The following is a 14,400-nucleotide window of genomic DNA, read 5'->3' on the forward strand; positions in this document are numbered from 1 at the left end:
GAGACAAATGAAACAACAACAACAACAAACCGTGCAATTACAAGAAAAACAAACCTTCCCATTAACAATCAAACGCCTAGGGATCAATGGAGAAGGGGTCGGCTATTTTAAAAAGAAAGCCGTCTTCGTACCAGGTGCACTACCAGGGGAGGAAGTCGTCGCAGAAGTAACAAAGGTTCAGCCGAAATTTGCCGAAGCAAGAATTAAAAAAATCCGAAAAAAATCCGAGTACCGCGTACAACCACCTTGTCCAATTTATGAAGAATGTGGAGGCTGCCAATTACAGCATTTACGCTATGATCAGCAGCTAAAAGAAAAACGCGACATAGTCATTCAGTCACTTGAAAGACATACAAAAATTAAAGTAGAGTACCTAGATATTCGCGAAACGATCGGGATGGAAGACCCATGGAACTATCGGAACAAAAGTCAGTTCCAGGTCGGACAAAAGGATGGACAAGTTCTAGCAGGACTTTACGGCATCAACTCTCACAAACTCATCAACATCGAGCAATGTAAAGTACAGCACCCATTAACAAACAAAGCAACCTTAACCGTTAAAAAAATCCTACAGGATTTAAACATTCCTATATATAATGAAAAAACTCGTAAAGGAATCGTAAGAACGATTGTCGCAAGAGCGGGAGTACAATCAGGTGAGCTACAAGTGGTGTTAATCACAACGACAAAAGAACTGCCGAAAAAGGATATTATCGTTGAACGGATTCAAGAGAGTCTACCAGAAGTAAAGTCAATCGTTCAAAACATTAATGGGCAAAAAACATCGCTCATCTTCGGAAACGAAACAATGGTACTAGAAGGTAATGACTTTATCCAAGAAACACTAGGAAACCTGCAATTTGAGCTATCAGCAAGAACGTTCTTTCAGCTAAACCCAGTTCAAACCGTTCGCCTATATAATGAAGTAAAAGAGGCAGCAGGACTAACTGGGACGGAAAAAGTAGTCGATGCTTACTGTGGAGTAGGAACCATTGGACTTTGGGTAGCAGACAAAGCAGGAGAAATTCGTGGAATGGACATCATCCCAGAATCCATCGACGACGCTAAGAAAAACGCGAGCCGCCACGGCATCAAACACGCCAAGTATGAAGTTGGAAGAGCAGAGCAAATTCTACCTAAGTGGGCGAAAGAAGGATGGAAGCCTGATGTGATGATTGTGGATCCGCCGAGAACGGGGTTAGATCAGCAGTTGTTGAATACGATATTGAAAGTGAAGCCGAAGAAGATTGTGTATGTGTCGTGTAACCCATCTACATTGGCGAAGGATATAGCGGTGTTGGCTGGGAAGTATAAGGTGGAGTATATGCAGCCGGTGGATATGTTTCCGCAGACTAGTCATGTGGAGTGTGTGACGAAATTGTTTTTAAAATAAGGTTTAGGGGGCTCTCAGTAAATGAGGGCCTTTTGGGGTTGTGTTAAATCAGTTAGAAAAGCAATTACAGAGTATTAGCCTAATTTCAGGAACGCGACCTTGATAAGCTCTTGTTGATAAATGGTGATGCGTGGTGTGATTTAGTAGGAATTGCACTAATCCACATCAAATAGCCCCCTGATGCGGATTTATAAAGTTAGCTTAATAGATCAGGTTTGAAGGGATGTTTTTACCAAGTGAGATACATACGAAATAAATGGTAATATTAAATAGGAGTTATTATTAGAATTATAGAGTTAAATGTAATAATAATGAAGTTCTTGATCAAATTACACCGACTTTCTGTTGAAAGAATAGATGTAAAAATGAAAAGAAAGTATGTCGACAAATATAAGGCGAAAAATGGTTTTACATGTTTAAGCGAACAGAGTACGTCTGAATTGATTACTCATGTAGCAGATCTTGTATCTATGAAAGATACCGATGACAAAGCTGTTGAATTTGATAATTTAATATATGGATTAATGCTGGCACAGCTAGAAGGTAAAAAAACTTCACTAGATTTAAAAATGCAACCATTTCAAAGGCATCTGCATTATTAAAGAAAACCACTATTCCTCAAGTAAAAGCAAAAGTACCGGTACTAAAGCAAATTACAGAAGATGAATTTTGGTATAAGACAGATATCTTAAATTTTGAAACCATCCGTCAAGAACTGAGAGATTTAATGAAGTTTGCAGTATCTGATGCTCCTAAAACTATTTATACAAACCTTGCTGATATTGAACAGGAACGTGTAATCGGCAAAGAATGTGAATAAAGTTATGATTTTGAGGACTACAAATTAAAAGTCAACAAGTATATTGAAGAAAATAAAAATAATACTGCCATTCATAAACTACAATACAATATCCCTCTTACAGAGGAAGATTATAAGACGTTAGAGAATTTTTACGGGTGAACTTGGTACAAAAGAAGATTACGAGAAGAACTTCAAAGATACACCTTTTGGCTTACTTGTTAGAAGGGTGGCAAAAATGGAACGGGAGGCTGCACTAAAAGCATTCTCATCATTTATCAATGAGCAAAGCCTAAATGCCAATCAAATTGTATTCGTCAATAAAGTCATTGATTACATTGAACAAAATGGATACGTTGAAAACGCAGCAGAACTCATGAAACCACCATTCGATAAACCACAAAGCTTTATCAAGTTATTTGATGCTGATAAACAAAAGAAGTTATTTGGCATAATTAATGATTTGAAGAATAATGCAACGAAAACTATAAGTTAAATTAGAAGAGTCCTAGATCTAAAGCAGTGCTTTCTAGGACTTTATTTTTTAATTATTATTTATTATATAGAGCACAATTAATAAAATATGACGAGTAGGCAAGAGCTAAATATGAGGGGTACAATGTTTTGGAAGAAAGGAAAGCTCGTTGAAAGCTTTGAAACAGCTAATAAAAAGATATAGAGAGTGATTTTGAAATTGAGTACTATTACCCTAATGCAACAAACTCCAATTTTTAAAAGTTCATATCTTACCTATCATACAAAGTGTGATAGTAGCTTTTGTAGCATATATAATTAGAGTTATATGGAAAAAATATAAAAGGAAAATAAGTACTACTTAATACAATACGGATTTGCGAACAGTAGGAGAATAATATCCTAAGCTATCAAACAAAATTATTATAATAATCATCAGATGATTAAAACCGCTCATATTATTAATTATGAGCGGTAAAAAATAAAAAATAAAAAGTTACTGTATACAACAGATAATGGTATCTTTAAAAAATTAATTCCAAATTATTTCATTTAGTGAATCAATATATCTGTTCCCTACATCTGGTTCTATCATCTTAATGAAGTTTGCCATTCCGTAAAGATATTCTTTAAAATAAGATTTATTTTCCAATCCAGTATATTTTAAGTGGCTGAAAACACCATGTTTTTGACAATAATAAATGTGTTGTTCAAGTTTCTTTTTATATTTTCTTTTAACTTTAACAGCATTATTAACAGTTAAGCCAGTTACTTCTTGCATACTATTACGGTTCTGTATTCTCACTTTTTTTTCATTAATAGTAAATCCCTCATTATTTATTATAGACCTAATGGGATTAATGATATTTTCGATATTAGTATCCCCTGAAAAAGTAATATCATCTGCATACCTTGTATAGTTAGCATTGTGAGTCTTAGCAAGGTTTTCCAAGAATTGATCCATTCTCTTACAAATAATGTTTGCTATATAAGGACTTGCAGGGGAACCTTGGGGAAGAGTTTCTTTATATGTAAGCAATTTTGTTAGAGTGAAAGAAATTTCCTTAGTATATCCTTTGTTATAGAATATATAAAAAACTTGTTTAAAGGTAACACTAGGAAAGAAATCTTTTATATCTAGATTAAATACAACATCTTTTGCTACATGTGGTAAAGCATTGTCGAGAATACTTTTTCCTTTAACAAACCCTGTTGCGTTTTCACTTACTTGATAATTGTATAGGATATTTTCTAATATCCATTTCTGTATACTTTTCAAGTTAAAACTAGGAGCTAATACTAACCTAAATTCTCCGTTTTTCTTTGGTATTTTATACTCTTGATAAAAATGATCAGTATTTATAACGTAATAATTTAAACTAGAAAAATTAATGCCCATTAAAAGAGATAAGTGCTTTTTATCAAATATAACAGGTAACCCGTTGCTAATTAAGAAATTTGCATAATTTAAACATAATTCCTGATATTCTACATCATAATCAGATTTTGCAAGCTCTTCTTTTAAATTAATAATGTATGTCATATTGTACCTCTATAAAGTTTTCAGTAGTCCCTACCTTCTTTTAGCTTTTATTCTTTATTGATCCGGTAAGAATGAAAATTTAGCCTTTGGTTTAAATTGCACTTTATTTAAGCCAAGGGCTATTGCAAATGAAATTTGCAATGATAATAAGTAGCGCTTTCCTACTTATTATCAAATCTATTAAGTGACATTATAAGCGATAGAGACTCTCTATCAATCTAGAGACTACTGAATAACGAATTTATTATAATTTATTTGACTTTCGCAGTAAAGTTTTTAGGAATGTAGATTTCATCAAATTCCAATGGAGGGTTTACAAATATACTCTCTTCTTGAATATCATCAAAAATATCAATATTATCAAGTTGATTTTGTTTTAATAACTCCTTTCCTTTTGAAGATATCTTGTAATATCCATCTAAGTATATATATTCCTCACTAAACAACTGATCAATAAAATTTTCAATTTGTTGATAATTCAACCCAAATAATTCACATATTTCTATGTAAGAATAGCTAGCTTGAACCGTATTAAAATATGATAATAATAAGAGCAATTTATAAGAGTTCAATTTACTACCCTCTCCTTTTTGCTATCTGTCTATTTTGTTTTGGTCTCTTCTTTTTGGTGTATCTTCTAAAAAGTGTATTCCAGTTTTGGATTTTACCATTGAAATCTGGGTGATACCAAAATGAACTTATTGTATTATTAGGAATATTATGAGAAAAACCAACTAAAAGCTGACTATCGTTATACCCTAAAATATTTCCGTCTTTACCCCATATTTCCTTTTCAAAATCTTTTAATATATTTAGATGGTCGTCATTTAATCGAGGATGATTTATAAAGACCTTTTCATATTCATGTTCAAATCTGAGTTCCACTGTTAGATTATTATTTTCAAAGAATCCATTTAGTGCGTCTTTAGCTGTATTTGTTATTGATATCAAATTTAAGATAATATTTTTCCCCAAAAATGAATCAGTATTTTCTTTAAAGTAATTAATTATAGTATTACCAGTTCCTGATATATCATCAAACAATATTACATCAGTAATATCTTCTTTTATATATTTAACATCATTAATAATAGTATCTCGGTACAATTCTAAGTCATGCTCCTTATCTAGTTCCTTCAAAAGATGAATTAGATCAGATGAGCTGTTAGCTCTACCGTCTTTTGTTATTAAGGGGATTATATTTGTTGTATCGATGTTAACAATTTTTAAAGATTCTATTAATTGTTTATGTAGTATCTGCTTTATTTCAATTTTTGAATAAAACCTAAAATCGGAAAGCAAATCAATTAATATAAGTTTTATTTCAGAATCATCTGTGTTTTTTAACCAATCAGAAACTTTAGTATAAAGATTTTTAGTATAAATTTCTTCTTCCCCATATTTTTCTATGAAGGAGTTAATTATTTTGTCTAAATTAGGTGATTTCTCCATGTATAGCCCTCATTTTGATTATTTTATATGATTCTATTTATATGATAGTTCCAAAAAATCACAATCATTATTATAAAACATTTGATTTAACAAAAAAAAGATATATATAGATTGGTGTAAAATTATAAAGAAATATATGGGGAATTTTATAACTTACTACATAGTATTGAGGCTTTAATAATTTCGATAGACTGTGCAGTACGTACATTTTTGGTGTTTTAACCGTCCCTTTTGTTTTCAGAGGATTTTAACCTGTAATGTCTAATAATGTGTGGACTAGATCGTTTAAAGAACTAAAAGGCAACATGCTTATTTATAGTCTTATTATGGATAAGGAGAAGTAGTTCAAGTCTATCTTAGTTCTTTTATCTAAATAAATACGTGCCTAATCTTGCAAGTCATGGGGGATGATCTTTAAAAAGAAGCTATATTTTTAGAATTTTATTTAAAATTTTGTTGAAAGGTGTGATAAGAATTGAAAAAGTTTGCAATTTTTTTATGCTTATTATTACCTCCGTTAATTATGTCACTTCTAATTAAATTGCATCTGTTTAGCTACGCATTGGGAAAGGTAGATTCTTGGATTGGATTTTGGGGAAGTTATTTAGGAGCACTAATTGGTGCAGGTACTGTTTATGTGGTAACAAGTAAACAAATAAAAGAGCAACGTAAAATTCAATTAGAATCCATTAGGGAAGAACATGATAACGCATTAAGAAGGGAAATGAAACAATACCATTTCCGAAATCAAATAGATAAAATAGAAGAATTTTATGAAATAATTGAGGAATTTTTGGATACTCTTACTAAATGCTCGAATGATTTTACAAAATATGTTACCTATACACATGTTTTGTATGGTGGGCAAGATACTTATACAAATGAAGAAGAGGCCAAATTTAAAGCAGAAATAAAAGAAATTAAAGCTGAATATTATAATTGGATTCACCTATTGAATAGATTGAATTTTAAGATCAGTAGACTATCTTTATATATAGAAGATACTTCTTATTATGCTAAATGTATAAGTATTCAACTTGATGAATTTATTAATGAGTTAAAAGCAGGATATAAGGATAAATATAGTTTTAATAAATTCTTAGTCAACGCTAATCAATCTTCGCTAAATCATCATCTCAAAGAGTTCTTAAAGCTAACAAGTCAATTATTAATTAATGTTTTGGAACCGAAATTAGAACAAAAAATTAAAGAAATGAGGATAGACAAAGTTTAAGCTTAGAAAAAACATTTTATACATGTACCTTACTTACCTCATAGATAGGTGCCTGTCACAACTCATAGATAGGTGCCTGCCACAACTCGAATTTTGTCGGATTTTCCGGCATGAGTCGAGGAGTCGCATGCACTTTTTTTGTTGAAGAAAAAAATATCAAAAGGGATGTAATTGTCTGTACTTAGATAAAAAGTTTTTATTGCAAATTTATTTTGGTTGGGTAACTGAAGGGGTAGAAGGTAAAGGAGTAACAGAACATAATAATACTAAGAAATCAAATGAATATTTTTATAGCTTATTTAAAACTGAGAAAGCAAGGTTACTTGAATCATTATATTTATAAAAAGAGCTCATATAAGGATGAAGTTGAGGATTATCATTACCGATACAAAAATGGGGTTCGAACAGATTGTATTGGATATGTTAGCAAAAGAGGCTCGTATAAATTTGCAACAATTACTGCAGCAAGAAAAGTATGCTTCGTTCTTCATTTAGGAAAAAAACTTCATACAGAAACATCGAAAAAAATACAGAAGGAGATAGATGAATTACTTGGTAAGGAGTATGAAAAAACTGATTCAATTAGACTGACTCCTGGTGAAGTGTATATAAGACTAGAGTGGGTTAATAACATAGAGCAGAAAATTAGGTTTATAGATAAAGCATATGAATTAAGGTTACAGAAGTAGATTTATAAATATAATTAACTCGAAGGGAGTTCACTATGCTAGCCAAAATCAAAAAGGTTAAATTAAACACAAAAGGTAAAAACCCAATATATAAAGTTATTCTGGAATGCCCTGAAGGTAAGGAGCTTTATATCCATTTTGATTTTTCACTTAGTACGAATTCATATTGGCCTTTAGAAGTTAGCTATGATGGGGAGCATAAGGATGCAAAACTCGCCTGGTATACAAGAGATGTTGAACATACGACTGTAGAAGCATTTTTAAAGGTCATTGCGGAAAAGATTAACAATAAATATGGATTGAAATTTGAGACATGATACCTTAGGTGCATTATGTGGCAGAGAGATTCTTCGGTTAAATTTAAATTTGAAATGGGTTTAGTTGATGTAAAGGTGCTATCCATTTGAGAGTGCTCTTTTTTTATCTATCCTTGAAAGACACCAAAATTAGTTAAATAATTAATAATAACTACTATAACAAGGACTGAATTAGATGATCGTATACGAAGCAACAAAAGCAGAGTTTCTAGAAGATGTCTTCCACGATGAGCTAGTAAATAATATATGTAATAACTACAATGCGAAGATTGGCAAGATTAATAAGAGTGAAGTTCGGTCTTGGGATAATTCTATGCAGTATATGTATAGGGTTTTAAGTGATAGTGAGATTCCTAGTGATGCTGGTGTTGCTATTGAGTTTAAGATTCCACATACGTCAAGGCGGGTGGATTTCCTTATTTCAGGTAGGGATGCTGAGAACAACTCTATTGTTATTGTTGAGTTGAAACAATGGGAATCGGTTGAAGCTGTCAAAGGTAAGGAAGCGATAGTTAAAACAGCTATGAATAGAGGGTTAGTAGAGACGACGCATCCTTCTTATCAGGCATGGTCATATGCCTCTTTGATTAAGGATTATAATGAGAATGCTCAGAATGAAGATATGAGACTATATCCATGTGCGTATTTACATAATTATTTGAATCAAGGTCAAGGGGATCCGTTAACTGATTCTATCTATGACTATTATATTGATAAGGCCCCTGTTTTTATTAAGGGAGATGCTCAAAGGTTACGCAATTTCATTAAACGCTACATTCAGTTTGGTGATAATAAAGAAAATCTTTACAAGATAGAGAACGGAAGAATTAGACCGTCAAAGTCACTGCAGGACTCTTTGAATCTTATGCTAAAAGGTAACGACGAGTTTGTTATGATCGATGGTCAAAAAGTAGTGTACGAGGAAGCAGTTCACTTGGCTAAGGAAGCCCTTCGTACAAATACGAAGCAAGTATTGGTCGTTAGAGGTGGACCAGGTACAGGAAAGTCAGTCTTGGCTATCAATCTTCTAGTTCATTTAACAAACCAAAGTATGGTATGTCAGTATGTTACTAAAAATGCTGCCCCACGAAACATATATGCTACTAAGTTAAAGAGAGATTTTAGGAAAGGTCACATTGATAATTTGTTTAAAGGCTCGGGAAGTTATATTAATGCTCCCAAAGATGAGTTTGATGTGCTAATTGTTGATGAAGCACATAGGCTGAACTTGAAGTCTGGTATGTTTCAAAACTTAGGTGAAAATCAGACCAAGGAGATTATAGAAGCTTCAAAGTTATCTATCTTTTTTATCGATGAAAGGCAACGCGTAACACTAAAGGACGCTGGGAGCTTAAGTGAAATAGATCGATTTGCAAAAGAAAATAATGCAAACCTAACTATTATGAATTTAGAGTCACAATTTCGTTGCAATGGATCAGATGGTTACTTGGCATGGCTTGATGATGTCCTACAAATTCGAGAAACGGCCAACTCCGATTATATTGGTAGCCAGTATGATTTTCGTGTCTTTAATAATCCAAACGATTTGAGAAAAGAGATTGAAAGTAAAAATAAAAACAACAAAGCTCGTATCGTAGCAGGTTATTGCTGGAACTGGGATAAGGATGGGAAGAACAACCCTAATTATTATGATATTGTACTTGAGCAATACGATTTTAAAATAAGCTGGAATCTAGGGAATTCAGAAACTTGGGCTATTGATGCAGATTCTGTAAAAGAAGCTGGTTGTATTCATACATCTCAGGGGCTAGAGTTCGAGTATGTTGGAGTAATTATAGGAAATGACATGCGGTTTGAGGATGGTCAAATTATTACCGATTATACAGAAAGAGCAAAGACGGATTCTTCATTAAAGGGGCTAAAGAAATTATTAAAAGAGGACAGCGCAAAAGCTTTGAAACTAGCTGATGAGATTATTCGAAACACATATAGGACTCTGATGACACGTGGTCAGAAGGGATGTTATGTGTATTGTACAGATCCAGAACTAGCTAAGTATCTTAAAAATCGTTATGAGCAAAGCAATACTGTGTATGAGCAGAATGAGTTTTTTAGGTCTGAATTTAGGGTTGCTGAGGAAAAGGAAGATTATAAGTAATGATTGTTTAGGGAGAAGAGATTCTCACTACATCTCGAATCAAATTATTATATGTAAACTTTAGGGCCTTCAACAGTGAGGGTCCTTTGTTTTATTTGGGTATAATGTCCGTACCATAAATGTGACTCCTATAGATTAAACATAGCACCAAAAATAATTATAGGTTAGTGCAAAAGAGCCTAAGTCTTATCTCACCTTTCCATTACTAATATTTACATAAGAAGAAAGTCACGCTTTGTCTTTTATTGTAAAAAATTAGGGGTTATAATGATGGGTATAACTTGTATATAAATTCACATAAGGTTTATAGAGAAATATTTAGAATAGGTGATTAGATGAAGCAAAAATTGGTTCATTTGAAGGACCGGTTAAATGATCTAAGTAAAAGGAACCGGTCGATTCGAATGTTAAAGCTCTATGATAAATGGGCTTTTGATATAAATTCGGTGAAGAAGCTAGATCAAATAAAAACAGAAACGATAGTTGAAAGAGTCATAGAACAAAAAGGGAATGTTACGCTCCTGAAACAGGATCTTAATAAAGATGATACCCTTGTACTATCCAATAAGTTAACCTCTTTGTACCGTAACGTTAAAGGAATTGAAGAAGAAACAGGACTCTACGATTTGTTTGTAGGGTATCCTTATATGACTGGTAAAATGTTGGATGGTACATTCATAAGAGCACCACTGTTTTTATATCCAGCTAGACTGGAAAAAGAAAAAGCTAGTGGAACTCAGTGGAAGTTATACTTTGACAATGGCGAGGTTCAGTTAAACCGAACTTTATTTCTAGCTTTCAAAAAGTTTAGTGGAGTTCATGTTCCAGAAGAAATCTTTGAGGAAGCAGAGGAACAAGCTAAATCAGCTAATTTTCTTAAGTGGATATCATGGCTCAAAAATTATTCTATAAACGTACTCTGGTCTAACGATCATGAGTTGCAGGCTTTTAAAGACTACAGGCAAGATGAGGTCCCAGATTTTAAGCTAGGTCAGTTTGAGTTGGAGAATATGGCCATACTAGGGAACTTCCCACAAGGAAATTCTGCCTTACTTAAGGATTACGAAGACTTAATAGATATAGTTGAAGATGATGATGTTAATCTCGGAGTTATTAGTGAATTACTTCAAGTAGGAGTAGAATACGATCAGAATTCGGATCTGGATGATGATGAACAGGAAGAACGGGACCAAATAGAACCTAGTGAGAAAGAAAGATTTTTTGTTTTGGACACTGATGCTTCACAAGAAGAGATTATAAAAGAAGTTGATCATCAAAAAGGGATGGTAATTCATGGACCTCCTGGTACTGGAAAATCACAGGTCATTGTTAATTTAATTGCCAATTCAATCTCTCAAAACAAAAAGGTTTTACTGGTTTGTCAAAAAAGAGCAGCATTAGATGTTGTTTACCAGCGTTTAGATTCTATTGGTTTATCTTCTCAAGTAGCCTTGTTACACGATGAAAAAAATGATCGTAAATCATTGTACAGAAAAATGCATAGTTTACTTGAAGATAATAATTCCCTAGCTGACTATGAGGATGAGCTTAACCAATTGTCAGCAAAGATTGAGCAGTATGAATATCAGTTAAATTCAATTGCAAAGGGTCTCTATGAAGTTCAACATCATGGATATAAAGCATATGAACTTTATGGTTTAAGTAAACCTGTAACGAGCCTTGAAACCATATTGAACATCGAAAATGTAATTATATCTTTAAATAAAAATAACCTAGAGGAAGTTTTAGTTAAAATCTTCTCTTATGGAAAATACTATAGCAGATTTGGAAGTACAAATTATCCGTTAAAAAATAGAAGTCCTTTTACTAACTTAGATATGAAGGATTCACTAACTATAGTTGAGATACTAAAGAATGTACAAGAAAAAGCTCAAAAAAGTATAGAGTACTTGGAAAAGTTCGAACAGGACTTTGTTACACCAGAATACAGCTGGAATGTTAGTGATAAATTAGAAAAAATATATGATGACTTAAGCCCGGATGAAAAGAGGTCCTTGCAGAAACTGAGGCTCTGGTGGTGGACTTCATTTACAGGCAAGACAATAGTAGAAGAATTATTAAGTGAAGAGAAATTCAAGGGTTTGTCTTCAAAAGAGTGGCCTAGATTAAGAGAAAGCTTGCGGTTTCTTTACGAATTATCACAGGTCTCTGAAACCATGTCAAAAGAAGTTGATTCACTTAAAGCTTATTTTTCAAAGGAAGCCATCAATAAATTCAATGAGAGAATTACTAAAGGTGATATTCCATTAACTGATTTCCAGCAACAGCAAGAATTTATTATCCAAGACTTCGAAGAACTTAGGAATATGGATCGTGCTTATGAAGAGAGTCTACCTTATATCAAAAATACGATTGATCTTTTGAAAGAAAAGACAGGTGATAATGTTCACAGTCAGTTAGCAGAAGAGTGGATGGATATTGTAAAACAATCAGCCTATATTCATTGGATTGACCAAATTGAGCGGAAGCACCCTTCTTTAACAAAGATTGGAACAGACGAATTGCAGAAGGTACGTGAAAAATTTAAAGAGCTTTTAGTTAAAAAAAGAGACTTAGCAGTAAAGGTACTAATCAATCGTTTACTAAAAAGGCTTAATCAAGCAAAAGACTATAATAATAAGGCAATGAGAGAATTAAAGCATCAAGTAGGAAAGAAACGAATGATATGGCCCGTTAGAAAACTGGTTAGACAGTTTTCTATGAATGGATTACTAGATGCAATGCCAATATGGTTAACATCACCTGAAACTTCTTCTGCGATTTTTCCTTTGCAACGAGATTTGTTCGATGTGGTTATCTTTGACGAAGCTTCACAGTGTACGGTTGAAAATGGACTTCCATCAGCATACCGAGGATCAACTCTTGTTGTTGCAGGTGATGAAAAACAGCTACCGCCGTCGAGTTTATTTAGAGGTGAAATACAAGGTGATGAAGATGATGAAGAACAAATGGAATTGCAAGAATCTGAGAGTCTTCTTAACTTAGCAAAACGAATTTTGCCCGAAAGAATGCTGCAATGGCATTACCGTTCAAAGTCAGAAGAACTAATTAATTTTTCAAATCATGCTTTTTATAACGGTAATATTCAGGTTGCACCAAATGTTCAACCACTTAAATCTCCAGCAGCTATTCAGTGGAGAAAAGTCGATGGCAAATGGATTAACCAATGTAATATGATTGAGGCAGAAGAAGTTGTAGAGTTAATTAAAACTATAATGGTCAATAACCCCACCAAATCAGTAGGTGTTATTACCTTTAACGCAAAACAGCAGGACAAAATTTGGGATATCATTGATAGAGAAGTAGAAAAAGACCCTGAATTTGGAGTTATCTATCAGCAAGTCATGAGTAGGGAACTTGACGAACGATTATTTGTGAAAAATATTGAGAATGTTCAAGGTGATGAGCGTGATTTTATTGTCTTCTCAATAGCTTATGCAAGAAATGAAGAAGGCAAAGTATACAATCGATTTGGAACACTAGGACAACAAGGTGGGGAAAACCGATTAAATGTTGCCATTACACGTGCAAAAGAGCAGATTTTTGTTGTTTCTAGTATTGAACCAAGTGATTTGAATGTGACTAATGCTAAGAATGATGGCCCAAGGTTACTAAGAAGCTATTTAGAATATGCTAAAGCAGTTTCATCCTTAAGAAAGGATGAAGTTGAGGCTGTTCTAGTCCAATTAAATGAAGCAAAGAATACTAAAAAACAAGCAACAACATTATCGTTTGATTCCCCATTCGAGGAACAAGTATATAGTGAACTAACAAAACTAGGATATAAAGTAGATACACAAGTTGGAATGTCTGGTTATCGTATTGACTTAGCTGTTGTACACCCTAAGAATCCGGAAAAATACATTCTCGGAATAGAATGTGATGGGGCAATGTATCATAGCTCTCCTTCAGCCAAAGAGAGGGATGTGTATCGTCAAAGATTCCTTGAATCTAAAGGGTGGAAGGTTACACGAATTTGGAGCCGCACCTGGTGGAGAAATTCAAGTGTTGAAATTGAAAGAATTGATCGGCTGATTAAGCAGATGGTTGAAGATGAGAGGGTTACGCAATTAATATAATGTCAGTCTCTCGCGTTATTATTGAGATTAAGACGATAGAAGGGCAGGTCGTCTGAATATTCAATTAAGTCATTTATGAGTTTTTAGTTTTTAAAGTAATTAGTAATCTAAAAGGAATTGTTAGGATGTACCTGCATATGGGTACATCCTATTTTATGTTCGCCCAGCATGGGCGAACTCTAACGGGTGAAAGTCCCGAGTATGACCAAGTAGCGGTAAGTACATAGCTGAAAGCAAGGGTGTCCACGGTGACGTGGAATCTGAAGGAAGCTCGAGGCAA

11 protein-coding genes are annotated in these 14,400 nt (G+C 33.3%); 8 read left to right on the forward strand and 3 right to left on the reverse strand.

The genetic code is table 11. The annotated features are described in order from the left end of the window. Nucleotides 1-7: 7 nt before the first annotated feature. The 3 genes from rlmD (at nucleotide 8) to ACFYKX_RS13160 (ending at nucleotide 2,688) form a co-directional block, all read left to right on the forward strand. Entirely contained in the window at nucleotides 8-1,393 is a 1,386-nt protein-coding gene (gene rlmD, locus ACFYKX_RS13150) for a 23S rRNA (uracil(1939)-C(5))-methyltransferase RlmD (RefSeq protein WP_389361501.1), read from the forward strand. 311 nt (nucleotides 1,394-1,704) lie between these two features. Next, nucleotides 1,705-1,995, forward strand: a complete 291-nt coding sequence (locus ACFYKX_RS13155; RefSeq protein ID WP_389361502.1) for a hypothetical protein — start codon at nucleotides 1,705-1,707, stop codon at nucleotides 1,993-1,995. A gap of 345 nt (nucleotides 1,996-2,340) precedes the next feature. Beyond that, nucleotides 2,341-2,688, forward strand: a complete 348-nt coding sequence (locus ACFYKX_RS13160) for a type I restriction-modification enzyme R subunit C-terminal domain-containing protein (RefSeq protein ID WP_389361526.1) — start codon at nucleotides 2,341-2,343, stop codon at nucleotides 2,686-2,688. Nucleotides 2,689-3,198: 510 nt separating this feature from the next. Here ACFYKX_RS13160 and ACFYKX_RS13165 read toward each other — a convergent pair. The 3 genes from ACFYKX_RS13165 to ACFYKX_RS13175 all read right to left on the reverse strand — a co-directional run bounded on the left by ACFYKX_RS13165 (nucleotide 3,199) and on the right by ACFYKX_RS13175 (nucleotide 5,661). After that, nucleotides 3,199-4,209 carry a retron St85 family RNA-directed DNA polymerase gene (locus ACFYKX_RS13165; RefSeq protein ID WP_389361503.1) on the reverse strand — a complete coding sequence of 337 codons (1,011 nt, stop codon included), beginning with the start codon at nucleotides 4,207-4,209 and terminating at the stop codon, nucleotides 3,199-3,201. Between the two features lie 251 nt (nucleotides 4,210-4,460). After that, nucleotides 4,461-4,781: a hypothetical protein gene (locus ACFYKX_RS13170; RefSeq protein ID WP_389361504.1), complete on the reverse strand. Its 321-nt coding sequence runs from the start codon at nucleotides 4,779-4,781 to the stop codon at nucleotides 4,461-4,463. A 4-nt stretch (nucleotides 4,782-4,785) separates the two neighbouring features. Next, a complete protein-coding gene (locus ACFYKX_RS13175; protein WP_389361505.1) occupies nucleotides 4,786-5,661 on the reverse strand; it encodes a phosphoribosyltransferase-like protein in 876 nt (291 codons plus the stop codon). Between the two features lie 475 nt (nucleotides 5,662-6,136). On the opposite strand from ACFYKX_RS13175, the gene ACFYKX_RS13180 reads away from it, so the two are divergent. The 5 genes from ACFYKX_RS13180 to ACFYKX_RS13200 all read left to right on the forward strand — a co-directional run bounded on the left by ACFYKX_RS13180 (nucleotide 6,137) and on the right by ACFYKX_RS13200 (nucleotide 14,120). Beyond that, nucleotides 6,137-6,895 carry a hypothetical protein gene (locus tag ACFYKX_RS13180; protein WP_389361506.1) on the forward strand — a complete coding sequence of 253 codons (759 nt, stop codon included), beginning with the start codon at nucleotides 6,137-6,139 and terminating at the stop codon, nucleotides 6,893-6,895. 323 nt (nucleotides 6,896-7,218) lie between these two features. Next, nucleotides 7,219-7,584 carry a hypothetical protein gene (locus tag ACFYKX_RS13185; RefSeq protein ID WP_389361507.1) on the forward strand — a complete coding sequence of 122 codons (366 nt, stop codon included), beginning with the start codon at nucleotides 7,219-7,221 and terminating at the stop codon, nucleotides 7,582-7,584. Between the two features lie 35 nt (nucleotides 7,585-7,619). Then, on the forward strand, nucleotides 7,620-7,901 hold the full coding sequence (locus ACFYKX_RS13190) for a hypothetical protein (RefSeq protein WP_389361508.1): 282 nt from the start codon (nucleotides 7,620-7,622) through the stop codon (nucleotides 7,899-7,901). Nucleotides 7,902-8,076: 175 nt separating this feature from the next. Continuing rightward, entirely contained in the window at nucleotides 8,077-10,020 is a 1,944-nt protein-coding gene (locus tag ACFYKX_RS13195; protein ID WP_389361509.1) for a DNA/RNA helicase domain-containing protein, read from the forward strand. Nucleotides 10,021-10,355: 335 nt separating this feature from the next. Then, entirely contained in the window at nucleotides 10,356-14,120 is a 3,765-nt protein-coding gene (locus ACFYKX_RS13200; protein ID WP_389361510.1) for an AAA domain-containing protein, read from the forward strand. Nucleotides 14,121-14,400: the final 280 nt, after the last annotated feature.

Origin of the sequence: Cytobacillus spartinae, from assembly GCF_042865285.1 — a bacterium.
GTDB lineage: Bacteria > Bacillota > Bacilli > Bacillales > Cytobacillaceae > Robertmurraya_A > Robertmurraya_A spartinae.